This is a genomic window from Streptomyces lasiicapitis, assembly GCF_014646335.1.
Lineage (GTDB): Bacteria > Actinomycetota > Actinomycetes > Streptomycetales > Streptomycetaceae > Streptomyces > Streptomyces lasiicapitis.
Window position 1 is genome coordinate 393,560 of record NZ_BMNG01000003.1, and the last position, 23,195, is coordinate 416,754.

Here is a 23,195-nt window from a genome sequence, read left to right on the forward strand (position 1 = left end):
CGGTCACCGAGACCGTGACGGCCGGCGCGGCCCCCGCGGACTCGGACGCCTCCCCTTCGGCGGAGCCGGAGGCCGAGTCCGAGCCCGAGTCGGCCCCCGAGCCCGACGACGACACCCTCGGCCTCACCGGCACCGCCGTCTACGAGAACAAGAACCAGGTGTCCCTCGCCGCCTTCTCCCGCGGCGTCTCGGGCGCGTACGCCTCCCCGGAGAAGACCCTGTACGTGAAGTTCACCCTGAAGCTCAAGAACAGCACGCCCAAGGTCATCGACGTGAGCGAACTGTCGGTCCTCTGTCAGTACGGCGACGAGGGCAGGGGCGGCGAGGAGATCTTCGACAGCGAGTACGGCCTCGACGGCCGGCCCCAGACCCATCTGCGCCCCGGCCGCTCCATTACGGCCACCCTCGCCTGCGAACTGCCCAAGTCGCAGACGTACGTGCAGATCGAGGTCACCCCGGACTTCGAGGCGGAGCCGGCGATCTTCGCGGGGAAGGTGAAGTAGGCGGGCTCAGAGCGCGGGCCCGTTCGAGCACCTCGGGCGGGGCCTTGGCCACCGAGCCGGTGTCGAAGGGTGGTTGTGGGTCGTATTCGGTGTAGAGCTGGATGGCCTGCGCCGTCACGTCGTCGGTGAGCAGGGCGGCAAGGCGGACTGCCATGTCGATGCCGGAGGAGACCCCGGCCGAGGTGATCACCCTGCCCTGCCGGACCACCCGCTCGGGGGTGTAGACGGCGCCGTACGACTCCAGGTCGGCGGCCGCGTCCCAGTGGGTGGTGGCGGTCAGGCCGTCGAGGAGGCCGGCCGCGCCGAGCACCAGGGAACCGGTGCAGACCGAGGTGGTGAAGCGGGTGCCGGCGTGCGTCCGGCGCACCCAGCCGAGGAAATCGGCGTCGTCCACCATGGCCTTGAAGCTGCCACCGCCCGGGATCAGGAGGACGTCGCACTGCTCCACCTCGGCGTACCCGGTCGGGACGTGCACGGGCAGGGAGCCCAACACGTCCTGGACGAGGCCAGGTTCGGCCGTGACGAACCGTACGGTGGCGCCGGGCACGTACGCGAGGATCTCGTACGGCCCGATCGCGTCGAGCGGTTCGAAGTGGTCGAAGAGCGGGATCACGATGTCCGTGCGCCGCGGAGTAGCCACCACTTGGATGTGCCTTCCGTCAGTTGTTGCGTGCGTAGAACGCCACCCCGCGCCGCCACCACGCGAGCCCCGACCACAGCAGGGCCGCCGCGACGGCGGGGAAGGCGAAGGCCAGGGCCGCGGAGAAGGGCGCCGTGTCGGCGTGGCCCGTGAGCCATGCCGCGGGGTAGAAGCCCGCGAAGGCGATGGGGAGGACGAAGGTGAAGGCACCCTGCAGCACCCAGGGGAACAGGCCCAGCGGGTAGTTGCCGAAGGTGCCCGACACGCTGTCCAGCCAGAAGAACAGGGACTCGCTGCCCCGGAAGCGCAGGACGAGCGCCGCGATGTGCAGGTTCAGGCCCAGCTCGATCACCAGGGCGCCGACGACGGCCGCCAGCAGGAACGCCACCATGCCCACGGTCCACTCGACGTCGAGGAGGGACAGGCACACGCTGAGCGACGCGCACGCGACGACGAGGTCGCCGACGGCGTTCACCGGAGCCTCGTACGTGAAGACCTGGAGCAGCACGGGGGCCGGGCGGGTGCGGAAGGCGTCGAAGCGTCCGTCCCGCAAGAGATGGGGGAGCAGTCCGAGGTTGCCGAAGAAGAGCATGTACAGGCCGTGGCCCAGCATGCGGATGCTGTTGATGAGCAGGACCTCGCCCACTCCCCAGCCGGCCAGGGAGGGGAAGCGGCCGAAGATGACCGTGGCGAACAGGAGCACCGTCACCTGGTAGGTGACTCCGTTGGCGATGGCCATGGCGAAGTCCGCGCGGTTGGCCAACTGGCTGCGAACACCGGCGCGCAGGATGACCGCGGCGAGCCGCATACGGCCCACGGGGCGGCGCACGGGCGACTCCGGCACCAGCGGCTTGACGTGGCCGGAGCGCGGGGAAGGGGGCATCGCAGACATCGGAGACATCGGATCAACCACCCAGGACGAGGAGGCGGCGCGCCGCGCGACGCCACACGAGGCGGCCGACGGCGGCCAACAGGAGGCACCACACGGCCTGTTCGAGCAGCTGGGGCCAGGCGTCGGCGGCCGCGATGCGGCCCGTGTAGAGGGAGACGGGCACATGCACGGTCGCGGAGAACGGCAGATGGCCGGAGACGGCGGTGAACCACGAGGGGAAGAACCACAGAGGGATCAGCGCGCCGGAGAGCAGCGTCTGCGCGAACGCCGCGAGACGGTTGATGCCGAAGCTGGTGATGGTCCAGAAACTCGTCAGGTCCACCAGGAGCGCCAGGTGGTAGAAGACGCCCTGGCCCAGCGCGTACGAGAGAGTGGCGACCGACGCTGCGGCGGCCGAGGGCGGCGCGGCGACCAGGCCGGTCGCCAGGCCGATGGCCAGGCCCGAGAGCAGCCAGGTCGTGGCGTACAGGCTCTCGCCGAGACCCCGCCAGGCGCAGTAGCGGCGGGCGGAGACGGGCCGGGTGAACCAGAACACCACGGATCCGTCCCGGATCTTGCTCTGCGCGGTCTCCTGGGACGCGCCTTCCATGATGACGCGGCCGGTGCCCATGAGGGTGGCGAGGACGGAGTACGTCACGGCCTGGGTGACGTCCATGCCCGCGACCGTGTCATCGCCCTCGCCGTACAGGGCGCGCCACAGCAGGACATAGAGGAAGACCTGGGTGACGATGATGAACGCGGTCGCCGCGATGCGCGGGCGGTACGCCCACTCCGTACGCGGCACCAGCGCCGCGAGGCGGTGGGCGCGCGATCGCCGACGTCCCGCCGTCGCCCGATCTCCCGCCGACGCCTGCATTCCCAAGGACTCGGGCCCCGGAGCGGTCATGCCGGGCCTCCCGTGGGGGCCGCCGCGGCGGCGGTCTCCGGGCGGCGCGCGTACAGGGTGCGCAGGACGTCCTCGACCTTCGTGCCGTCGAAGACCACGGAGCGTACGGAGTGTGCGGACAGCAACTCGTCGGTGACCTGGCGCTGTTCGGCACCGGGGTGCGGGCGCAGATGGACGGTCGTGCCGTCGGCGGACACGACCTCGGCGGTGCGCAGGCTCAGCGGTCCGGGCGGCGTCTCGAACTCCACCACGACGGTGCGCCGGTGGTGCGCCGCCCCGGCGAGTTCGCCGCGCTCGCCGTCGAAGACGACACGGCCCGCGTCGATGACGACGAGGCGCCGGCACAGGGCCTCCACCTCCGCCATGTCGTGGGTGGTGAGCACGATCGTGTGGTCGCCGGTGCGCGCCAAGTCGCCGAGCAGGGTGCGTACTTGGTCCTTGACGAGGACGTCGAGGCCGATGGTCGGCTCGTCGAGGAACAGCAGTGGGGGCCGGTGCAGGAGAGCCGCCGCCAGATCGCAGCGCACCCGCTGGCCGAGCGAGAGGAAGCGCACGGGCGTGTCCCAGAAGGACGACAGGGCAAGGACGTCGTTCAGCTCGGTGAGCGTGGCGCGGAACTCCGCCTCGGGCAGGCCGTAGATGTCGCGCAGGATCGTGAAGGAGTCGTGCGCGGGCAGGTCCCACCACAGCTGGGTGCGCTGACCGAAGGTGACGCCCATGGTGTGCGCGTTGCGCTCGCGGTCGGCGTAGGGGTCCAGGCCGTAGAGGCGGGCGGTGCCCGACTCCGGGAGCAGCAGGCCGGTCATGACCTTGATGAGCGTGGACTTGCCCGCGCCGTTCTGGCCGAGCAGCCCGATGAACTCGCCCGTCTCGACGGTCATGCCGACCTCGCTGAGCGCCGCCGTGCGCCGCGCCCGCCGCCGCTGGAAGGGCCGCTTCCAGGAGCGGCCCTCGGTGCTTTCCCAGCTGCGGAAGGTCTTGGTGACGCGGTCGACGCGGATGGCCGGGGGCGGCGCGCTCACGCGCCCGCTTCCGTGCCCGAGCCCGTGTTCGCGTCCGTGCCCGCGCTCGCCTCCGCGCCCCGCGCCACGCCGTCCGCCACCAGCGGCGCGAGCAGTTCGCCCACGCCCGCGAGCCATCCCGCGGGCACCACGCGGCGCAGCGCGCCGGGCGCGAGCGTGGCGAGCGCGGCGGGGGCCAGGGGGGCGGCGAAGTCGGGCGCACCGCCGCTCTCGTGGGTCACCACGCCCAGGGCGTAGGCAGTCGTCCAGATCTCGGTGAGCAGCACGTCGCTGACCCGGTCGTGTACGAAGCCACGGTGCGGCAACCGGTCCAGCGCCTCGCGCAACGCCTCGACGACGCGTGCGCGGGGGATGCCGCGCTCCAGGAGGGCGTCCTCGGCCGGGACGCGCCGCCAGCCGTCGGGGGCCGAGGCGTCGCGCACGTAGGCGACGGCGAGCTGTTCCCACCAGCAGAAGTACGGAACGGTGTCCAGACGGACGAGCTCCTGCGGGCCCTGCGGGAGAGCGGGGGCCGTGGTGGGGAAGCAGGCGGCGCTGCGCGGCCCCATCACGTCGTTGCCGACGAGGCTCGCGGGGTTGGCGTGGTCGACGAGGCCCGCGACCGGCACGACGGTCTCCGTTCCGGCGGCGGCGAGGTAGCCGAGGAGCGCCACGTCGTCGGTGTCCTCCTGGGCCGTCTTGGCGGTGGCGTACTCCTCGAAGCCGAGGGCGAGTTCGGCGGGGAGCACGAGGGCGACCGAGGGCAGGTAGTCGTCGACGACGGGCGCCCAGGCGTGGCCGCGCAGGGCGGCGACGCGCACGGCGTTGGCGGTGCGCGAGCCCCACTCCGTGAACAGGCTCAGGGACGCGGCGGGCCGGGCGGCGATCAAGTCCCGTACGCGCGCGGCGAAGTCGGGGGCGAGGATCGCGTCGTCCTGGAGCACGAGGTGGTGGGTGGCGCCGGGGGCGACCGACTGCCAGGCGAGCCGGGCGGTGCGCAGCGCGGAGGGCGGCCCGTCCGGGTCGGGGTCGGTGATCAGGCGGGCGTCCAGCTCGGGGTGGCGTGCGCACAGTGCGCGGGCGGCGTCCGCGCGCCGCGGGTGGGCCATCACCACGGTCGACAGGCGGATCTCTGGGGTGTCGGTGCCCTGGGCGTGGTGCTCGGGGGCGGCGGCGGGGGAGTTCACGGTGGGGAGATCCTTTGCGTCGTACGGGTGTTGAGCGGGGTCGGTGGTCGGTCGGGGGTGGGCCGGGGTCAGCGTTCCGTCTTGCCCATGGCGAGCGGGCGCCGGGCGAGCGGGCCGAGGGCGCGGGCGGTGGCGAGGCGCAGAGGGCCGAGCCAGTGCAGCACCGGTTGCAGGAGCATCAGGGGCAGCAGCAGTCCGGGCGCCCCGCCGCCGACCGGTGGTTCGGCCCGCGCGCGGGCGCCTTCGTGGCGTTCCAGGAAGCGGGTGGCGAGACTCATGCTGATCAGGGCATGCAGGACCATATACGCGGCGGCCGCGACGGCCCACGTCAGGAGCGGCCGGTGGGCGCCGTTCACGGTCAGCACGGCGACGGCGGCGGCCACGCAGGGCGGCCCCAGGAACCACCACACGGTGTCCAGACCCTCCTTGACGAGCGTCACGGTGTTGCGCGGCCCGTAGGCGCGCAGCGCGGGATCACGGAGCAGCCGCAGACAGCCCGCCACACTGCCGAGGGCGACGAGGCTGTACGCCTTCGCGAGCGCACCGACCCGGGCGTAGCGGTCCACGAGGTTGTGGACCGGAAGCACCACGGCGCTCTCTCCGGCGGCCGACAGTTTGTAGCCGACGAGGAGGTCGTCGACCGGCTCCTCGTACATGCCGATCAACACCAGTTTGTCGTGGCGGACGAACAGGCCCGCGCCGATGCCGTAGACGACCGGGGCCAGGGCCGTGCGCAGCCCGTCGGGCAGCCGCAGCGCGCGCAGCCGGGCCCTGGCCCGCAGCCGGTGCGCCTCGACGCCCATGCGGCGGCGCAGGTCGGCCACGGCGTGGGCGCGCAGCACCAGGTCGGCTACGCCGGGGCGGGCGGCGTGCGGGCGGCGCAGTTGGAGCGGCAGTTGCTGTACGAGGGTGGGCGGGGCGTGTCCCGCGCGGTGGGCCTTGTCGGTCTCGTGGGCGAGATGGCGCAGCGTGGTGCGGTCCGGCTGGGAGTCCGCGTCGTAGACGCCGACGTAGGTGCGGGACGGGACGGCGTCCCGGGGCAGCAGGTCGCCGAGTCGCTCGACCGCGTACACCAGTTGACTGCTCTTCGCGCCTGACGGCTCGTCATAGTGCAGGTGGTGCAAGGCGGTCTTGGGATGACGGGCGGCGATGTCGGGAAGCAGTGCCGAGGCCACGTCCCGGGTGGTGGGGGTGGCGGTGATCTCGTCGCGCAGCACCCGCGACGGCTCCGTGGCGGTCCGCACCCGGGCCGCCACGTCGCGGGCGCGGGAGGACGGCACGATGCCGGACAGGTGCGCCCCGGCGGTCGCGTCGTCCGGTGCCGCGCGCAGGAGCCGCTCCAGGTCCGGGAGTTCGGCGAGGTGATCCCGCCGGTCGCGCTCCTCGCGCTCGGTGGTGATCACGACGATGTGCAGCAGCTCGGACGGATAGTCGAGGCGGGCCACCGCGCCCACCACCTCGGACAGGAGGTCCTGTTCCCGCAGCGCCGGAATGAGCAGGGCGACGTGCGGCGCGCCCTCGCCCGGCGCGGGGACGGGGGTGCGGCGTGCGGCCTGGAGCGCGCGTGCGGTGACGACGGCCCGGCCGGTGAGGAGGACTCCCCAGCCAAGTACGGTCCACAGTACGGCTGTTGCGAGGGTGTTCATGCCGTGCTGCCCCTCACCGCGGACGCCTTGCCGCCGCTCGCCCCGGTGGGCCAGTGCGGGTGCCGGACGCCGTCGCGGTCGACGGCCGCGAGTTGCAGCCGACGGGCGACGGGGTGGAGGCGCTCGGCCCAGGCGACCACGTCCCGGGGTTCGAGGTTCTCGGGTTCGGTGACGTCGATGCCCTCCAGCTCCCGGCGCAGGCGGGCACCCAGGCCGAGGTCGACGGACATCTCGTACGAGCCTTCGCCCCGCACCTCTTCGAGGCCGGTGACCAGCCGCCCCTCCGCGAACCGCGGCAGCACCCGCGCGAGGCCGAGGTCCGCGGAGCGCGCGAGCAGCGGGCCGCCTTGGAGTGCCTCGGCGAGGAGGTCGTCCGTGCCGACCGTGCCGGTGAAGCCGCGCCCGACGGTGAGCGACACGATGACGTCGAAGAACCGGTTGGGGAAGCGCTGGTACTGGCCGCGCAGCAGGTGGCGGCGGCGCGGCAGCGCGGGGTCGGTGTGCTGCGCCACCCGCTCCAGGCGCGGCGGGGCGTCGCCGTCGGTCAGCGTGACCCTGAGCTCCAGCGAGGTGTCGATGGAGAAGGAGTAGTCGTCGCCGGTGCGGCGGATGCTGCGGGCGTCCTTGCCGACCTTGACGACCAGGGAGTCCTCGAACACCTGGAGCTCGTCGGCGTGCCAGCGGTCCCCCCACTTGTACTCGGCGGAGCGGAAGCCGCCGTCGCCGTGGAAGTTGGCGAGCAGGACGGGGGTGTGCGGGCGCTCATCGGCGTCCTCGAAGACGGACAGGTGGGCGGCGCCGACCAGGGACAGCTTCTGCTGGTTGCGGTCCAGGACCTCCAGCGAGAACTTGCGCGGCGACAGGACGCCGAACAGCTCGTTGGCGAAGGGTGCGTCGAAGTCCGGTGCGTAGACGAGCAGTTCGCCGCCACCTTGCGCCTCGGTGTCGGTGGACGGCGGCCAGGTCTCCACCCGCAGTTGCTCGCCGAGTTCGGCGCGGTTGCGGAAGGTGTGGAAGGAGTAGGCGTGCGGGTAGTCGTCCGGGTCCCGGCGCTGGGGCGGGTGCACGACGAGATGGCGCAGGCAGGCGCTGGTGCCGCGCAGGTGCTTCAGCTCGGCGGGCACGGGCGGCTCGGTCGTGGCGCGCTCGGCTTCCGTGACGGGCGCGGGACGCCCCTCTGGACCGACGGGCGCGGCGAGGGCGGCCGCCAGATCGGCCCCGAACCCGTCGACATGACTCACCGTCATGTGCGGCATCACGTAGAAGTGGTGGAAGAGACGGTCCGTCACGCGCCCCTGGGCGTCCGTCCAGGGCAGGGCGTTGCCGACGAGCCGGTAGTGCTCCCTGAGCGCGCCGGGGAGGTGCCCGCCCTCCGTGGAGAAGCCCACGACGAGGACGGTGTTCCCGGGCGAGGGCAGGAGCACCGCGTCCGGGTCCGCCGCCAGGATGACGTCGCCGAGGCGCCCCCTGAGGTCGAGACAGCCGCGGAACGTCTCGCGGTAGCCCTCGGCGGCGAGCCCGAAGACCAGGGACCACAGCGCGGCGGCGGTGGCGCCCGAGCGGGAGCCGGTGACCGTCTCGTCCACGAAGCCGGACATGGGAGCGGAGATCGCCCCGTGCCCGAGCAGGCCCTTGCGGCAGAGGAACACCCCGCAGCTGTAGGGCATCAGACCCGACTTGTGGGGGTCGAGGACCATCGAGTGGACGAAGCGGTTGCGGAAGTCGAAGGGGATGTCCGGCGCGGTGAACGGCAGGATCATGCCGCCGTGCGCGGCGTCGACGTGGTGGAAGAACCGCAGCCGGGACGGCGCGTCGGTGCGGCGGCCCAGGAGCGCGCTGATCCGGTCGACCGGGTCGGTGAGGCCCGTGTTGTAGTAGCCCGCCGTGGAGACGACGATGACGCCGGTGTCCTCGCCGTCGGCCTCAAGGGCGTCGAAGGCCTCTTCCAGGGCGGCCGGTTCGAGGACCCAACTGGGCTTGGCGGGAAGGGCCTTGAAGCCCAGGTCCAGGATCTCGGCGGCCTTGGCGACGGAGTGGTGGGTGAGGGCGGAGGCGATGACGAGCACCCGGCGGCAGCCCGCGGCCCGCAGGGCGTTGCGGCCCACGCGCAGACCGGCGAGCGTCCCTTCGTTGGCGCCGCTGGTCAGATAGCCGTCGGCGGAGTCGGCGCGCATCAGGCCGCCCAGGGCGAGGACCGCCTCCCGCTCGAGCCGGCGGGTGCCGCGCACGCCGTCGCCGAAGCGGGTGTGCACGCCGACGTTGTTGGGGTTGCGGGCCGCGAACATGCCGGCGGCGTGCAGGGCGAGGGGGTGCGGCTCGCTCATCGCGAAGCCGAGCCGCACCGGGTCCTTCGCGGACCGCCACTCGGGCACCTCGGCGAGCCGGTCGGCCAGGACGGCGGCCAACTCGTCGGTGGGCAGCGCGGTTTCGGGGAACGGGTCGCACTCGGTCGACCCGTCGTGCAGATCAGGCATCCCGGTTCACACCCCCGCTGCCGCCCGTGCCCTCGCCCCTGCCGCCGCCCGCGTCGCGGCGCAGCTCGCAGCGGAGCACCGCACGCGGACCGACGTCGAGATCGCGTACGTACGTGTGCACGGCACCCTCGGGCCGCAGCCCCACGGTGGCCAGCCCCGCCAGGACCTCCTCGGCGGGCAGCAGCGTCATCGGAACGCCGTCGGGCAGCACGTACTGGCCGGCCGTCTCCCCGGGGCGCAACTGCGGGTCGAGGGAGTCGGAGGTGAAGGTGTTGAGGGCGAGTACGGCACCGGGGCGCAGTACGCGCGCCAACTCCCGTATGCAGGCCGCGAATTGCTGGGGAGTGGGAGCGTTGTGGAGCACGCCGTAGCAGACGGCGAGGGCGAAGGTGTCGTCGTCGGCGGGGATGGCGTGGGCCGCGCCCCGCCGGACCGTGACCCGGCCTTCGGGGAAGCGGGCGGTGGCGGCGCGGGTCGCCTCGACCATGGCCTCGTGCAGGTCCACGGCGACGACGGCGCAGCCGTGTTCGAGGAGGGCGACGGTGTTGCGCCCGCCGCCGCAGCCGAGGTCGAGGGCGGGTCCCGTGAGGTCATCGGCGTACCGGGAGAGGATCTCGACGAGGTAGGGCTGGGCGGTGAGGGCGGCGAAGTCGCGTACCGTCTCCGGGGCGTTCCAGTACGCGGCGGCGCGCTCGGTCGCGGTGGCGGGGAGAGTCATCGGGTGGGCTCGATCTCTTCGTAGGTGCCGTTGTGCGGGAGGGCCCGGATGACGCGCATGCCGTGCTCCGCGAAGAAGGACTCGCACGTGTCGGGGTCGGCGGTGAGCGCGAAGAACGCCGGGCCGACGGACGACAGGGCGAGGACGGTCGCCGTGCCGTCGGTCTTCAACGGCTCCAGTCGCGTGGCGAGTTCGGTGAGTCCGGGGTGGGAGAAGGAGCAGTTCTCGATGCTTCCCATGCGGAAGCGGTAGTCGAAGACGAGGTCTCCCAGCGGGCCGAGGTCGCCGCGCAGCGCGGCGGGCATGGCCTCGTGGAGCATCCGGAAGGCGATGGTGGGCGCCCAGCGCTCGCCGGTCGCGCGGAAGCGGTCGAACTGGTCGATCTCGGCGGCCATCAGCTCGTCCGTCGACCGCTCTCGCAGCGCGGTGGGCACGCCGATGACCAGCGAAAGACCTTCCGGTACGGAAGCGGTGAGGACGACGGTGCTGCGGCCCGCGACGACCTGCACGCCGCCGGGGTAGAGGCCCGAGGCGGCGGAACCGCCGATGCACTGCACGGGCATGAGCCGGTCGCTGCCCTCGGTGTGTTCCTCGCCGTGGTTGCTGGTGAGGAAGGGCAGCAGGTCCGCGCGGTCCACGGGGTTGCCGTGGAGGTGGTTGACGGCGGTGGCGACCGCGGCGATCAGGCTGCTGCTGGAGCCGAAGCCCGCGTGCACGGGCAGCGGGTCGCTGTCCACGCTCACGTACAGGTCGCAGCCGACGCCGAGAGCGGCGCACATGATGCGGGCGGCGTGCTCGACGAGCGCGGGCCGCGCGACGGCCGGGTCGAGCGAGAGCCCCTCGCCGGGGGCGAGCCTGCGCAGCCGTACACGGTGGAACCGCGCGACGGAGAAGACCAGTTCGCCCGCGTCGTAGATCAGGTTGTTGTCGCCCGCGATGGCGCCCGGCTGGAGCGCCATGGCGTTCAGGCGGGTGGGATAGCGGATCGCTGTCTCGTCCGCGGGCTTGAGGGGGCCGAGCGGTGCGGTCAGCGGGTGGTGGATGGTTCCCGGTGCGAAGGACGTGAACATCTCTTCCGCCTTATGCCGTGGCGTGGTCGAGGGGCGGCGCGGCCGCGAAGGCGTCGGAAAGCCGCTGGTGCCGCTCGGTGGTCAGCTCGACCAGGTGGTCGAGGGAGTCGGTGGTGTAGCCGCCGCTGCCGAGGGAGCCGTCGGGGCGTATGCGCATGTTGGCGCGGGCGAGCTGCAGGTGCGGCAGCCTGAAGTGCAGGATCTCTCGCATCAGCAGCCGCAGTTGGGCCAGTACGGGCGCCGTGGCGTCGCCCGTGGCCTCGTCCAGGAGGCGGGGCAGCAGGGGGCGGTACGTGAGGATGGTGTCGCCCGCCGCGCGGTAGGCCGCGGGCAGGTAGAGCAGGTTCTCGTCGAGGTACTGCTCGTACCACTTCTGTCTGGGGTCGCCGGGCTCCGGCCTGAGGACCGCCATGTCGACGAGCAGTGGCGTCATCTGGGCGCCGCCCGGCGCGTACAGCACGGTGCCGCCCACCGTCATCGGCGGGAAGTAGGGCCGCATCCGCGTGGAGAAGACCTCCGGCGTGATGTTCCGCTTCACCGTGAGCAGGGCGTCCGCGAACACCTTGAACGCCTCGGTGGCGGCGGCCAGATGCTCCACGAGGAGGGGGTCGCGCGCGGGGAGCGGCAGCGCGGCCATGAGGTGGTCGACGGCCGGCCGCAGGGCGATGCCCGCCCTGCGGACCTCCTCGATGAACAGGACCTCCTGGGGGATGCCGGTGAAGGTCCGCAGCGCGTTCCCGGGATTGCGCAGGGCGTACGTGTAGACGCTGTCACGCGGCACTTCGTCGACGAGGCCGCCGAGCTTGAGCAGCGTCTCCTCCGCGCCGGGCAGGGACCGGTGGTCCATGCCGTGCCGCTCGATCGAGGCCAGGACGAAGCCCAGGTCGCGCAGGGCGGCACTGGCCGTTTCCTCGTCGGTGACGGCTTCGGGCACGCGGTCGAGGAGCGCACGCGCAAGGCGCTCCAGGCCGCCCATGTCCGCGTCCTCGTTGAGCCCTGGTACTTCATCGATGTGCTCTGAGAACCGCAGCGGATCGAGTTCGCTCACGCGTTGGTCCAGAGATCTCATGTCGGTGGCGAGATTCAAGGAAATGACCTCTGATGTGCCGGAGTGGCGGTCTTGGGAACGTCGGGACGCCAAGGCGTCGAGACGTCAAGACGCGTCAGATACGGGAACGTAAAAGAGCGTCAGAGAAGGTGAGTGAAAAGCAGAGAAGGTCGGGAAAATCGGGCGAAATTCAGGCGAGGTTCAGAGTGCGGAATTCAGCTCGTCGAGCGCGTGAACGCGATGGCTCACGGGCACGGGAGGGCGCGTTCCGGCGGGCTGGGAGGTGACCCAGGCGGCGGGAACGCCCGCGGTGTGCGCGGAGGCGAGGCCGGCGAAGGAGTCCTCGACGGCCAGCGCCTGGTGGGGCGGACACCCGCCGCGCGGAGACCCGTCGTGCCGCAGGGCGGCGAGATAGACGTCCGGGGCGGGCTTCGGCGGAAGGGTGTCATCGGCGCAGGTGACCGAGGTGAAGTGCGAACTGATGCCGAGCCGGTCCAGGTGGCCCGTCACCCAGATGTGCGAGTTGCTGGAGGCGACGGCGAGCCGGTGCCCCTTGTCGAGGCAGTGGCCCAGGAAGGACCGCGCGGCCGGCGGAAGCGGCTCCTCGTCCGCGCGCCGCTGGTTCTCGCGCTCGAACCTGTCCCAGAGCTCGCGCGCCGTCTCCTGGCCAAGGGCGGAGATGAGCGCCTCGTCCATGGAGTCGCGCGCCAGCGTCCCGTCGGCGTGTGCGGGTATCCCGTCCGGCAGATCGACGCCTGCCTCATCGAGCACGGATTCCCACGCTTCGATGGCGACACGTTCGGTGTCGAGAAGGACGCCGTCGAAATCGAGAATGATGAGCCGCTGCGACGGCGAGTGTTCCGCTCTGCAGCCGATCGCGCTCATGCGACGCCCTCCCCTATTCCGGAATCGCACCCCAAAAAGGACACCATTCCCGACCCCCCGTTGGTCTGGACCAGGAAAACGTAACCCGGAAGGGCATGCCCTTCAAGACCTTGATTGTGATTCCGGGCCGGTGATAGGGAGACGCGACCCGCGGTCGAGCCGCGACCCGCGGTCGAGCCGCGGCGGGGCTGTGGAGACGCTACGGGGCTCAGGCCCGCCGCAGCGCCGGATGGTCGGCGACCACCGTGCACGAGCCCGGGGCGATCTCCGTGAAGCCCGCGTCCCTGACCAACGGCAGTCCGCTCGCGGTCAGTTCGGGCCAGCGGGACTCGGGGGCGGTGCGGACGGACAGGGGGAAACCGGCGTCGCGCCAGGCCGCGCGGTCCGCGTCGGACAGCTCCCACCAGGCGAGTTGGGCGCCGTGGCCCGCCTGGGCCATCGCCTTGCCCGCCGACATCGTGACGCCGGGGTTCAGCCAGAGGACCGGCGCGGACGGGTCCGGGTCCAGCGGGGGCTCCGGGTCGTCAAGATCCGTGCCCGAGACCTGGAGGCGAGCCAGGTCCTTGGGCCACCCGTCCAGCGGGACCGGCGGATAGACACGGACCTCGGCCGACTTGCCCGCCACCGTGATGCCCGGCAGCGCCTCCGCGCGCCGCCACTCCGCACCCCGCGCCCTGCGCACCACCTTGCGGATGCGCGCGTCCTGCCAGTCCCGCATCGCCTGCGCCCACTCGCCCTCACCGAGCGCCCGCTCGTCACTCAGGATCGCGAGGACCGCGCGGGCGGCCGTCTCCAGCGCGTCCGTACGGGCCGGCGGCGCCGCGCGCTCGATCCGGGCCACCAGGGGCAGCACGAACTGCGGGGCCTCGTCGCGGGAGGTGCGGTCGGGACGGAAGGGGTGCGGCTGGGAGGCGCTCTGCCCGTCCTGCGGGGTGTCCTGGGCGTCCGGAGTGTCTTGGGTGCCGGAGGTGTCCGGGGTGGTCTCCGGGCGGAGCTCGTTGCTGGTCACCCGTCCAGTTTGCCAGGGGGACGAGCCGGCCCTGAGGGCGGTGGGACCGTGCTGCGTGGGGCCCCTGGCGCGGTGCGCGAGGACGAGACACATGCGCCTGCGCGGGGACAGTGAGTACGTGGTGCGGCTCGACGGGGTCGGACGGCGGTACGCCGCGGTGGTGGCGGTGGGGGTTTCGTGCGGGGTGTGCTCGCGGCGGGGTTGAGGGCGGCCGCGCCGGGCTGGGGTGTCGTGGTTCAGCCCGAGCACGCCGTGCGTTGTGCCTCTTGCCACTCGCAGACCGGGCACAGGGTGATGCCCTTGTGCGATTCCGGGTACTCCGTCGGCTTGCGGCACAGGACGCACTCCGCGAAGGGCGGGCCGTCCGTCGGCTGGGGGCCGCCGGACGGTGGGCCCGGGGCGCGATCGTTGGCGCAGTAGTCGTCGTCGGCCATGTGCGCCAGCCTAGTTCTGGGTCGCTCCTGCCGGCCGCGTGGACTGCGGCGTGCGTGCCGCGGCGATCTGTTCCGAGACGCGTACGAAGCGGAAGCCGCGCTCGCGCAGCTTCGGGACGATCGTCCGTACCGCCCGTTCCGTCGCCGGGGCCGCGCTGCGGGTGCAGTGCAGGACGACCACCGAGCCCGGCCGTACCCCGTCAAGCACCTGCCGCGCCACCGCCCCGGGGTCCGTCGCGAACGCGTCCCCGCCCACCACGTCCCACTGCACCGCTGTCACACCGGCCGGGGCGAGTGCGCGCAGTGCCCGCTGGTCGTAGCAGCCGCCCGGGAAGCGGAAGTAGGGGAGCGGACGCTTGACGCCCGCCTTGCGGAAGGCCGCGAAGGCGCGGTCCACGTCCGTGCGCATCGCGTGTGCGGGGACGGTGGGCAGGCCGTAGCAGTCCCTCGTGAACGCGTAGTGGCTGTACGAGTGGTTCGCCACCTCGAAGAGGGGGTCGGCGCCGATGGCCCTGGCCTGGGCCGGGTACTCCTCCGCCCAGCGGCCCGTCATGAAGAACGTCGACGGGACCTTCAGGCGGCGCAGGGTGTTCACCAGGGCGGGGTTGTCGAAGTGTTCGCCCGCGGCGGCTCGGGGGCCCTGGTCTGCCGTCATGTCGGCGTCGAAGGTGAGGGCCACTGTGCGTGGGGCCTTGGCGGTTCCCCTGGTGCGGGGGGCGCTCTTGAAGACCGGGGTCTGGCCCTGGGGGCCGGGGGCCAGGGTGGGCGGGGTGTGCTTCTTGGGCGGGGTGGCTGGGGCTGCCGGTGGGTGGAGTGTTGGGGTTTGGGGGGCGGAGCAGGCTGTGAGGGGGAGGGTGGTGGCTGTGGCGAGGGTGGCGAGGGTGGTCCACATGCGGCTGCGAGTGATCACTTCGTGACGATAACCGTATAAATGGGGTGGGCGGGGTAGGCGGGGCGGGACCCTCGCGGGGCGCCCCAGTCCCGCCCCTTTCCCGTAACCAGGGGGCTGCCGCCCCCTGGACCCCCGCTGTCGGCCTGGACGGCCTCGTCCTCAAACGCCGGACGGGCTAAAAGGGCGGGTGGGAGACATAGCCCGTCCGGCGTTTGAGGACGAGGCGCGGAGCGCCGATACGGGGGTCCGGGGGTGGAGCCCCCGGGGGGCGGGAAGTCCGGGTTTGCCAGGGGGCAGCGGCTGTGTAATCGTCCTGAAGCGCTTCCCGGTCGCTCCATGGCCCCGGGGCCCGAACCCGCGCCCACGAGGAGTTGACCAGCCGCCGATGTCCGACATCACCTGGACCGAGGCCGTCCGGACGAAGCCCCGGCCGGGCGGAGGCGACGGCAACGGCCGTGACGGCGGCCCCGTCGACTCCGGCACCGCCCCGGAACCCCTCACCTTCACCGCCCACTGGCACTCCGAAAGCGGCATCCCCGCCCCCCGCCGCGTCACCGTCGCCGACGACCGGACGAAGGCCGACGTCGCCTACCGCCTGGTCTGCGAAGGCACCGCGCTGCTGTGGCGCGGCGACTACCAGGGCGCCCGCCAACTGCTGCGCGCCCTGGGCCGTCGGCTCGACCGGCTCGCGCCGAAGCCGGGGGCCACCCCCGCCGAGACCTTCCACCGGCACCGCCAGGCCCGCGGCCACCGCGCCCGTGTGCTCGGGATGCTGCTCGTCGTGCTCGAGGACGACCACGGCCTCGCGCTGCGCCGCGCCCCGGACGTCCGGGCGGCCTGCACGGAGGCCTACGGCCCGCCCCGGCGGCGTACCGTCGTGTCGCTGCGTGAACTCCTCGGCGTGATCGGCGCCCACGAGTGGCGCAAGAAGGGCGTGCCGATCCCGGCGATCGGCGGCCACATCCACCCGCACTACGGGGTGTTCTCGCCGGTCAGGGGCGAGTACGTCGACCTCGTCGCCGCCGCCACGCTGCCCGCCGCCGCCCAGCGTCCCGAGGCCACCGCCTTCGACCTCGGCACCGGAACGGGCGTACTCGCCGCCGTCCTCGCCCACCGCGGCCTCGACCGGATCGTCGCCACCGACAGCAGCCCCCGCGCGCTCGCGTGCGCCCGGGACAACGTCGAGCGGCTGGGAATCGGCGAGCCCGTCGAGGTCGTCGACAGCGGTGCTCTGTACCCGGAAGGGCGGGCCGCACTCGTCGTGTGCAACCCGCCCTGGCTCCCGGCCAAGCCCACCTCCGCCGTCGAACAGGGCGTCTACGACCCCGGAAGCGCGATGCTCCTCGCCTTCCTCGACGGGCTCGCCGCCCATCTGGAACCGGGCGGCGAGGGCTGGCTGATCCTCTCCGACCTCGCCGAACACCTCGGCCTGCGGACCCGGGACGAGCTCGTCGGCGCCTTCGACGCGGCGGGGCTGCGCGTCGTCGACCGCCTCGACGCCAAGCCCGTCCACCCCCGCGCGAGCGACACCACCGACCCCCTGCACGCCGCCCGCGCCGCCGAGGTCACCTCCCTGTGGCGGCTCGCCCCGGCCACCTGAGCCCACAGGGCAGGGCCGCTACCTGCGCCAGGGCCCCGTCACGGCGAACGTCGTCCCCGGCGTGTAGCAGTTCACGTACATCGTGTCGTGGTCGGGGGAGAAGGCGACGCCCGCGAATTCACCCCACTCGGGTTCCTCAGGGGTGCCGAGGTTCTGGGCGTTGCGTGCCATCGCGTACACCTTGCCGCCCCGCGTCACGCCGTACACATGCTGCGTACCACCGCCGTCCTCGCACACCATCAGGCCGCCGCTCGGCGCGAGGCAGATGTTGTCCGGGGACTCGCCCGGGAGCTGGATGTCGGTGTCGGGGCCGAAGACGATCACGAGGGTGAGGCGGCGGCGCGCGGGGTCGTAGCGCCAGACCTGGCCGAAGTGGTCGGCGGCCGAGCCCTCCGCGCTGTGCGCGAAGCTGGAGACGAAGTACACGCACCGGCCGCCCCAGTAGCAGCCCTCCAGCTTCTGCGCGTGGGTGATGCCCTTCGGGCCGAAGTCCTGGTGGCGGATGGGGGTCTGGGCGGCCAGCGGGTCGGGCACGTCGGCCCACTCGATGCCGTCGAAGGTGGCGCCGGTCTCCTGGATCGCCGACAGGTCCGGCACGCCGGGCACCCGCATCGCCTGGAGGCGGCCGCCCGCGCGCAGTGAACCCCGGCCGCCCTCCGGCTTGTTCGGCAGGAAGCGGTAGAACAGGCCGAAGGGTTTCTGGAAGGCGTCCTCGGTCTCGTAGACCACCCCGCGCCACGGGTCGACCGCGACCGCCTCGTGCTGGAAGCGGCCCATGGCGGTCAGCGGCACGGCTCCCGTGCGCCGCGGATCCACCGGGTCGACCTCGAAGATGAAGCCGTGGTCCTTCGTGTACCCGCTCGTACCGGCCTTGTCCTCGGTCTCCTCGCAGGTCAGCCAGGTGCCCCAAGGGGTCGGGCCGCCCGCGCAGTTGACGGCCGTGCCGGCGATCGCGACGCGCTCGTCGACCACCCGGCCGTGCCGGTCGAGCGCGAGCGCCGTACAGCCGCCCTTCGCCGCCGGGTCGTACGTCAGGCCCTTGACGGTGGGCACGCCCAGCTTCGCGGTGGCGCGGTTCTCGTGGTTGCGTACGAGATGGACTCCGCCCCGTCGGCCACGGAACGCGGCCATCCCGTCGTGGTTGCTCGGGACCTTGCCCTCGCCCGAGCGCAGCGGCTCGCCCTCGCGGGAGAGGACCTGGTAGCGGAATCCTTTCGGCAGGTCGAGCAGACCGTCGGGGTCGGGCACGAGCGGGCCGTAGCCCGTGCGGCCCTGGGTGGCCGCGGTCGCGGTGCCCGCGAAGAGTTCCGACAGGGCGCCGGTGAAGGCGATCGACGCCCCCAACGCTCCGGTGCGGGCGAGTACTTGGCGTCTGGTCGTCGCGGACGGCTCGGCGCCGGACCGCACTGTCTCGGGCAGCTCTGTCTCGGACAGCTCTGTGTCTGACATGGGGCAACCTCCTGCTGGCGGACAGGAAACATGACCCGCATGTGTGTAGCACGCACACCCCGCTCGCACGAGGGTTTGAACACGTACGCGATCAGTCGGCGCCGCAACGGCCCGCTCAGCTCTGTACGAGCCCCTTCGCGTCCCGCGCCAGTGCCGTCAGGCGCGAGATCGCCCGGAAGTACTTCTTCCGGTAGCCGCCGTTCAGCATCTCCTCGCTGAAGAGCCTGTCGAACGGGACGCCGGACGCGAGGACCGGGACCTCGCGGTCGTAGAGGCGGTCGGCGAGGACGACCAGGCGCAGTGCCGTCGACTGGTCGGGCACCGGGGTGACGTCCGTGAGGCAGACGGCCTTGAGGTCGTCGGTCAGGGCGCCGTACCGGCTCGGATGTACCCGGGCGAGGTGGTCGAGCAGGTGCGGGAAGTCGTCGAGGCTGGCGCCCTCGGTGGCGTACGCCGCCTTGGTGACCTGCTCCTCGGAGTACGGCGCGGGGGCCTCGGGCAGACCGCGGTGGCGGTAGTCCTCGCCGTCGATGCGCAACGCCTTGAAGTGGGCCGACAGACCCTGGATCTCGCGCAGGAAGTCGGCCGAGGCGAACCGGCCCTCGCCCAGCTTGCCCGGCAGCGTGTTGGAGGTCGCCGCGAGCGCGACGCCCGCGTCGACCAGCTTGCCCAGCAGCGTCGACACGAGCACGGTGTCACCCGGGTCGTCCAGCTCGAACTCGTCGATGCACAGCAGGCGGTGGCCGCCGAGCGTACGGACCGTCTGCTGGAAGCCGAGCGCCCCGACGAGGTTGGTCAGCTCCACGAACGTACCGAAGGCCTTGAGCGCGGGCTCGGCCGGCGTCGCGTGCCACAGGGAGGCCAACAGGTGGGTCTTGCCGACGCCGTAGCCACCGTCCAGATAGACGCCGCGCGGCCCGGCCGGAACCGTCTGCTTCGCGCGAGCGAACCACCGCCGTTTGCCCGACCCCGTGGCATGCGCCCCGCCGAGCCCGGCCGCGAACGTGCTCAGGACGCGTACGGCCTCGCTCTGGCTGGGCTGTCCCGGGTCCGGGATGTACGTGTCGAAGCGGGCCGTGCTGAACCGCGGCGGCGGGACCATCTCGGCGACGAGACGGTCCGCGGGCACCTGCGGCTCACGGGCGCTCAGGGATACGGGGGCCGCTTCGGGTATGGGGCTCGGCCCGGCGGCGGAGGTGGTGGCTGACACGGTTCTCCACTCTAGGGCGTGTCCGATGGGTCCTGTCGGCGTCGCGGTGTCTGGCACGCACGTCTGCGGCGTTGTCGTCGGTTGCCGACGCTCCGCGTCGTCGCCCTCCTCCGCCTTGCAGCCGCACGCACCAGACACCGCTCGGCCACACTGAGCAGGCACCCCGAACGCAGCCGACCGGACCCATCGGACACGTCCTAGAGCCGTCCCGGTGACGTGTAAGACTGCGCGGCATGCGACGCCTGTTCCCTGTGACCGACCACACAGCCGCGCCGACCTCGGCGAAGACCAGTCCCGACGAGGTGGTCGCGGACCGCGAGTGGTCCCTGGACGAGCTCGCCGACGCGTACGCCTATCCCGCCGGACCCCTCGACCCCGCCGGTACCGGCGCCTGGCTGCGCGCCAACATGGTCTCGACGCTCGACGGCGCCGCCCAGCACGACGGCCGCTCCCAGCCCATCTCCAACGCCACCGACATGCGGATCTTCGGTACGTTGCGGGGGCTCGCGGACGCCGTCGTGGTCGGCGCCGAAACGGTACGCCAGGAGGGTTACCGGCCGGCCCGCGCCCGCGAGGCCTTCGCGGCCCGCAGGGCGGCGGCGGGCCAGGCCCCGGCCCCCGCGATCGTGGTGGTCAGCGCGAGCCTCGACCTGGACTTCTCGCTGCCCCTGTTCACCGCCCCGCTCACGCCCACGTACGTGGTGACCGGCGCCGCCGCGTCCTCCGACCGGATGGCCGCGGCGCGCGCGGCGGGCGCGGAGGTCGTGACCGCGGGCGAGGGCGCCGGCGCGGACCCCGCCCGGGTGGTGCGCGCGCTGGCCGAGCGCGGCCTGACGCGGCTGCTCACCGAGGGCGGGCCGCGGCTGCTCGGCCAGTTCGTGGCGGCACAGGCGCTGGACGAGCTGTGCCTGACGGTGTCGCCGATGCTGACCGCGGGCGGGGCGCAGCGCATCGCGGGCGGGCCCGGACTCGCGGCGCCCGAGCGATTCGTACTGGCGTCCATCCTGGAAGAGGCCGGGTTCCTGTTCACCCGGTACCGGCGGGGCCTGTGACCGGGCGACCCTTCTGACAATCGGCCTGACAATCGGCGGAATATCCCGTTCCGTTTCGCCTTCGCGGGGCACACTAAATCTCGCAACCCCCGCTCCGGCGGGGGCAGGATGGTTTCCGCAGGGGGCCGGACGCTCGGTCGGCAGATGGTCCACGGAGGCCTGCGGAGGCCCACGGAGGAGAAGGACGCCCGTCGTGTTCACAAGCGTATTGATGATCGAGAAGGCCCTGACGTCCGCCGACGTGGAGTTCGTCACCACCTTGCACGGCGACGAGCCGGTCACCTTCCATGTGCTGCTTCAGCCCCGCGGCGACCAGGCGGACCGCCTGCTGCGGGCGATCGACGACGTCGCGCTCGGCGAGCTCGACGACGCCGTGCGCGAGGGCGAGGTGCCCGAGGGCCAGGAGGCGGTGGAGCCCGCCGAGCGCGCCCTTCAGGTGTCCCTCGTGGCACTGCGGGCCACGGGCAGCGCGGCAGAGGGCCGCCTGGTCGAGGCCCACCCGCTGGACGTGCTCCAGGAGGCCGTCGACGACCTGGGCGCGGACGAGGTCATCGTCCTGACCGAGCCGCACCTGGTGGAGGAGTTCTTCCATCGCGACTGGGCCTCACGGGCCCGCCACAAGGTGGGCGTACCGGTCCTGAAACTGTTCGCGCACAGCGAGTCCTAAGCTGCGCGAAGGCCGGAAAACGGGGGACGGCGGGGCCCAGTAGGCTGGCCCCGCGCACGTCACCGCCACACCATCGGAGAGAACTCGTATGCCCACCGCCATGGACCGACCGCACTTCATCGGCATCGGCGGCGCCGGAATGTCGGGCATCGCGAAGATCCTCGCCCAGCGCGGCGCGAAGGTCGCGGGCAGCGACGCCAAGGACTCCGCCACCGCCGACGCCCTGCGCGCCCTCGGCGCCCGCGTCGACATCGGGCACGCGGCCGAGCACCTGGCCTCCGACGCGACCTGCGTCGTCGTGTCCTCCGCGATCCGCGCCGACAACCCGGAGCTGGCCCGCGCCGCGGAGCTCGGCATCCCCGTGGTGCACCGCTCGGACGCGCTCGCCTCCCTGATGGACGGCCGGCGCCCGATCGCCGTCGCGGGCACCCACGGCAAGACGACGACGACCTCGATGCTCGCGGTCACGCTCTCCACCCTCGGCCTCGATCCGTCGTACGCGATCGGCGGCGACCTGGACGTGCCGGGCTCGAACGCGCTGCACGGCGCGGGCGACATCTTCGTCGCCGAGGCCGACGAAAGCGACCGCAGTTTCCACAAGTACACGCCCGAGGTCGCCATCGTCCTCAACGTGGAGCTGGACCACCACGCCAACTACGCCTCGATGGACGAGATCTACGAGTCCTTCGAGACCTTCGCGGGCAAGATCGTCCCCGGCGGCACCCTGGTCGTCTCCGCGGACCAGGCGGGCGCGGTCGAGCTCACCAGGCGCCTGCGGGACCTGGGGCAGCTGAAGGTCGTCACGTACGGCGAGTCCGAGACCGCCGACCTGCGCATCCACAAGATCACCGCGCGGGGTCTGACCAGCGAGGTCACCGTCTTCCTCGACGGCAAGCTGCTCACCTTCACGGTTTCGGTGCCGGGACGCCACTACGCGAACAACGCGGTCGCGGCCCTCGCGGCGGGCATCGCGCTCGGCATCCCGTCCCGGAACCTGGCCGCCGCCCTGAAGTCGTACACGGGCGTCAAGCGCCGCCTCCAGCTCAAGGGCGAGGCGGCGGGCGTGCAGGTCGTCGACTCCTACGCGCACCACCCGACCGAGATGACGGCCGACCTGGAGGCGATGCGGTCCGCCGCCGGCGACTCCCGCATCCTCGTCCTCTTCCAGCCGCACCTCTTCTCGCGCACCCAGGAGCTGGGCACGGAGATGGGACAGGCCCTCGCGCTCGCCGACTCCTCCGTCGTCCTCGACATCTACCCGGCCCGAGAGGACCCGATCCCCGGCATCACGAGCGCCCTGATCATCGACGCGGCCCGCGCGGCGGGCGCCGAGGTGCTCGCCGCCGGCGACAGGGCGGACGCGGTGCGGGAGATCGCGGGAATGGCGAAGCCGGGCGATCTCGTTCTCACCATGGGCGCGGGCGACGTCACGGACCTCGGCCCGCGGATCCTCGCCGAGCTGTCGAAGTAAGGGGTTCAGAGTCATGTCGTACGACATCGAGAAGCCGGACGAGGAGTGGCGCGCGGAGCTGACTCCCGCCGAGTACCAGGTGCTGCGCCAGGCCGGCACGGAGCCCGCGTTCCGCGGTGAGTACACGGACACCACGACCAAGGGCGTCTACTCCTGCCGCGCCTGCGGCGCCGAGCTCTTCACGTCGCACGAGAAGTTCGAGTCCCACTGCGGCTGGCCGAGCTTCTACGACCCGAAGGACACCGACGCCGTCGAGCTGATCGAGGACCGCACCCACGGCATGGTCCGCACCGAGGTGCGCTGCGCCCGCTGCGGCTCCCACCTCGGCCACGTCTTCGAGGGCGAGGGCTACGCGACGCCGACGGGCCAGCGGTACTGCATCAACTCCATCTCGCTGCGGCTGGCCGCCGACGAGGGCTGAACCGTCCGCGAGTAGCGTGAGGGCATGTCAACTGCGGGGG

The 23,195-nt window shown here is 72.5% G+C and carries 22 protein-coding genes; 6 read left to right on the forward strand and 16 right to left on the reverse strand.

Going from position 1 to position 23,195, the window contains the following annotated elements; genetic code table 11:
• Nucleotides 1-503, forward strand: a 503-nt coding sequence (locus IEY91_RS07335) for a hypothetical protein (RefSeq protein WP_189173290.1), incomplete at its 5' end; no start/stop codon positions are given.
• On the opposite strand, the gene IEY91_RS07340 is transcribed toward IEY91_RS07335, so the two are convergent.
• From IEY91_RS07340 to IEY91_RS07405, 14 genes are all read right to left on the reverse strand, one after another.
• Nucleotides 451-1,143 (reverse strand): DJ-1/PfpI family protein, encoded by a 693-nt coding sequence (locus tag IEY91_RS07340; RefSeq protein ID WP_229696765.1) that lies wholly within the window; start codon nucleotides 1,141-1,143, stop codon nucleotides 451-453. The genes IEY91_RS07335 and IEY91_RS07340 overlap by 53 nt on opposite strands.
• 19 nt (nucleotides 1,144-1,162) lie before the next feature.
• Nucleotides 1,163-2,035 (reverse strand): ABC transporter permease, encoded by an 873-nt coding sequence (locus IEY91_RS07345; RefSeq protein ID WP_189173291.1) that lies wholly within the window; start codon nucleotides 2,033-2,035, stop codon nucleotides 1,163-1,165.
• Between the two features lie 13 nt (nucleotides 2,036-2,048).
• The gene (locus IEY91_RS07350; protein WP_189173292.1) at nucleotides 2,049-2,921 is read right to left on the reverse strand and encodes an ABC transporter permease; all 873 of its coding nucleotides are present in this window, start codon (nucleotides 2,919-2,921) and stop codon (nucleotides 2,049-2,051) included.
• The gene (locus IEY91_RS07355; protein WP_229696766.1) at nucleotides 2,918-3,943 is read right to left on the reverse strand and encodes an ABC transporter ATP-binding protein; all 1,026 of its coding nucleotides are present in this window, start codon (nucleotides 3,941-3,943) and stop codon (nucleotides 2,918-2,920) included. Before IEY91_RS07355 ends, IEY91_RS07350 begins: the two co-directional genes overlap by 4 nt.
• Complete coding sequence (locus IEY91_RS07360; RefSeq protein WP_189173293.1) at nucleotides 3,940-5,109, reverse strand: hypothetical protein; 1,170 nt, start codon at nucleotides 5,107-5,109, stop codon at nucleotides 3,940-3,942. Before IEY91_RS07360 ends, IEY91_RS07355 begins: the two co-directional genes overlap by 4 nt.
• Nucleotides 5,110-5,177: 68 nt before the next feature.
• Nucleotides 5,178-6,755 (reverse strand): glycosyltransferase family 2 protein, encoded by a 1,578-nt coding sequence (locus IEY91_RS07365; RefSeq protein ID WP_189173294.1) that lies wholly within the window; start codon nucleotides 6,753-6,755, stop codon nucleotides 5,178-5,180.
• Nucleotides 6,752-9,229, reverse strand: coding sequence for a pyridoxal phosphate-dependent decarboxylase family protein (locus IEY91_RS07370; protein WP_189173295.1), 2,478 nt, complete (start codon nucleotides 9,227-9,229; stop codon nucleotides 6,752-6,754). Before IEY91_RS07370 ends, IEY91_RS07365 begins: the two co-directional genes overlap by 4 nt.
• A complete protein-coding gene (locus IEY91_RS07375) occupies nucleotides 9,222-9,947 on the reverse strand; it encodes a class I SAM-dependent methyltransferase (protein WP_189173296.1) in 726 nt (241 codons plus the stop codon). Before IEY91_RS07375 ends, IEY91_RS07370 begins: the two co-directional genes overlap by 8 nt.
• On the reverse strand, nucleotides 9,944-11,017 hold the full coding sequence (locus IEY91_RS07380; protein ID WP_164319355.1) for a GHMP family kinase ATP-binding protein: 1,074 nt from the start codon (nucleotides 11,015-11,017) through the stop codon (nucleotides 9,944-9,946). The genes IEY91_RS07375 and IEY91_RS07380 overlap by 4 nt, the downstream gene beginning before the upstream one ends.
• A gap of 10 nt (nucleotides 11,018-11,027) precedes the next feature.
• Complete coding sequence (locus IEY91_RS07385) at nucleotides 11,028-12,065, reverse strand: monodechloroaminopyrrolnitrin synthase PrnB family protein (RefSeq protein WP_189173297.1); 1,038 nt, start codon at nucleotides 12,063-12,065, stop codon at nucleotides 11,028-11,030.
• Between the two features lie 201 nt (nucleotides 12,066-12,266).
• The gene (locus tag IEY91_RS07390) at nucleotides 12,267-12,950 is read right to left on the reverse strand and encodes an HAD family hydrolase (protein ID WP_189173298.1); all 684 of its coding nucleotides are present in this window, start codon (nucleotides 12,948-12,950) and stop codon (nucleotides 12,267-12,269) included.
• Nucleotides 12,951-13,158: 208 nt separating this feature from the next.
• Nucleotides 13,159-13,959, reverse strand: coding sequence for an aminoacyl-tRNA hydrolase (locus IEY91_RS07395; RefSeq protein ID WP_189173299.1), 801 nt, complete (start codon nucleotides 13,957-13,959; stop codon nucleotides 13,159-13,161).
• Nucleotides 13,960-14,195: 236 nt separating this feature from the next.
• Complete coding sequence (locus tag IEY91_RS07400; protein WP_164319347.1) at nucleotides 14,196-14,393, reverse strand: hypothetical protein; 198 nt, start codon at nucleotides 14,391-14,393, stop codon at nucleotides 14,196-14,198.
• A 10-nt stretch (nucleotides 14,394-14,403) separates the two neighbouring features.
• The gene (locus tag IEY91_RS07405) at nucleotides 14,404-15,303 is read right to left on the reverse strand and encodes a polysaccharide deacetylase family protein (RefSeq protein WP_373287901.1); all 900 of its coding nucleotides are present in this window, start codon (nucleotides 15,301-15,303) and stop codon (nucleotides 14,404-14,406) included.
• Nucleotides 15,304-15,670: 367 nt separating this feature from the next.
• On the opposite strand from IEY91_RS07405, the gene IEY91_RS07410 reads away from it, so the two are divergent.
• A complete protein-coding gene (locus tag IEY91_RS07410) occupies nucleotides 15,671-16,885 on the forward strand; it encodes a methyltransferase (RefSeq protein ID WP_189173300.1) in 1,215 nt (404 codons plus the stop codon).
• A gap of 18 nt (nucleotides 16,886-16,903) precedes the next feature.
• Here IEY91_RS07410 and IEY91_RS07415 read toward each other — a convergent pair whose 3' ends face one another.
• Nucleotides 16,904-18,334, reverse strand: coding sequence for a PhoX family protein (locus IEY91_RS07415; RefSeq protein WP_229696767.1), 1,431 nt, complete (start codon nucleotides 18,332-18,334; stop codon nucleotides 16,904-16,906).
• A 115-nt stretch (nucleotides 18,335-18,449) separates the two neighbouring features.
• On the reverse strand, nucleotides 18,450-19,544 hold the full coding sequence (zapE, locus tag IEY91_RS07420) for a cell division protein ZapE (protein WP_189173301.1): 1,095 nt from the start codon (nucleotides 19,542-19,544) through the stop codon (nucleotides 18,450-18,452).
• A 233-nt stretch (nucleotides 19,545-19,777) separates the two neighbouring features.
• Here zapE and IEY91_RS07425 point away from each other — a divergent pair, with 233 nt between their 5' ends.
• The 4 genes from IEY91_RS07425 (at nucleotide 19,778) to msrB (ending at nucleotide 23,155) form a co-directional block, all read left to right on the forward strand.
• Nucleotides 19,778-20,596 (forward strand): pyrimidine reductase family protein, encoded by an 819-nt coding sequence (locus IEY91_RS07425; protein WP_164319342.1) that lies wholly within the window; start codon nucleotides 19,778-19,780, stop codon nucleotides 20,594-20,596.
• A 193-nt stretch (nucleotides 20,597-20,789) separates the two neighbouring features.
• Nucleotides 20,790-21,263, forward strand: a complete 474-nt coding sequence (locus IEY91_RS07430; RefSeq protein ID WP_189173302.1) for an indole-3-glycerol phosphate synthase — start codon at nucleotides 20,790-20,792, stop codon at nucleotides 21,261-21,263.
• A gap of 100 nt (nucleotides 21,264-21,363) precedes the next feature.
• Nucleotides 21,364-22,734: a UDP-N-acetylmuramate--L-alanine ligase gene (gene murC / locus IEY91_RS07435; protein ID WP_189173303.1), complete on the forward strand. Its 1,371-nt coding sequence runs from the start codon at nucleotides 21,364-21,366 to the stop codon at nucleotides 22,732-22,734.
• Nucleotides 22,735-22,747: 13 nt separating this feature from the next.
• A complete protein-coding gene (gene msrB, locus IEY91_RS07440) occupies nucleotides 22,748-23,155 on the forward strand; it encodes a peptide-methionine (R)-S-oxide reductase MsrB (RefSeq protein ID WP_189173304.1) in 408 nt (135 codons plus the stop codon).
• Nucleotides 23,156-23,195: the final 40 nt, after the last annotated feature.

Coding starts and splice junctions, on each gene's coding strand:
- IEY91_RS07375 (WP_189173296.1), bottom strand. CDS start 9,947: ATGACTCTCCCCGCCACCGCGACCGAGCGCGCCGCCGCGTACTGGAAC.
- IEY91_RS07410 (WP_189173300.1), top strand. CDS start 15,671: ATGTCCGACATCACCTGGACCGAGGCCGTCCGGACGAAGCCCCGGCCG.
- IEY91_RS07370 (WP_189173295.1), bottom strand. CDS start 9,229: ATGCCTGATCTGCACGACGGGTCGACCGAGTGCGACCCGTTCCCCGAA.
- murC (WP_189173303.1), top strand. CDS start 21,364: ATGGACCGACCGCACTTCATCGGCATCGGCGGCGCCGGAATGTCGGGC.
- IEY91_RS07350 (WP_189173292.1), bottom strand. CDS start 2,921: ATGACCGCTCCGGGGCCCGAGTCCTTGGGAATGCAGGCGTCGGCGGGA.
- IEY91_RS07415 (WP_229696767.1), bottom strand. CDS start 18,334: ATGTCAGACACAGAGCTGTCCGAGACAGAGCTGCCCGAGACAGTGCGG.
- IEY91_RS07425 (WP_164319342.1), top strand. CDS start 19,778: ATGCGACGCCTGTTCCCTGTGACCGACCACACAGCCGCGCCGACCTCG.
- IEY91_RS07365 (WP_189173294.1), bottom strand. CDS start 6,755: ATGAACACCCTCGCAACAGCCGTACTGTGGACCGTACTTGGCTGGGGA.
- IEY91_RS07400 (WP_164319347.1), bottom strand. CDS start 14,393: ATGGCCGACGACGACTACTGCGCCAACGATCGCGCCCCGGGCCCACCG.
- msrB (WP_189173304.1), top strand. CDS start 22,748: ATGTCGTACGACATCGAGAAGCCGGACGAGGAGTGGCGCGCGGAGCTG.
- IEY91_RS07345 (WP_189173291.1), bottom strand. CDS start 2,035: ATGTCTGCGATGCCCCCTTCCCCGCGCTCCGGCCACGTCAAGCCGCTG.
- IEY91_RS07380 (WP_164319355.1), bottom strand. CDS start 11,017: ATGTTCACGTCCTTCGCACCGGGAACCATCCACCACCCGCTGACCGCA.
- IEY91_RS07390 (WP_189173298.1), bottom strand. CDS start 12,950: ATGAGCGCGATCGGCTGCAGAGCGGAACACTCGCCGTCGCAGCGGCTC.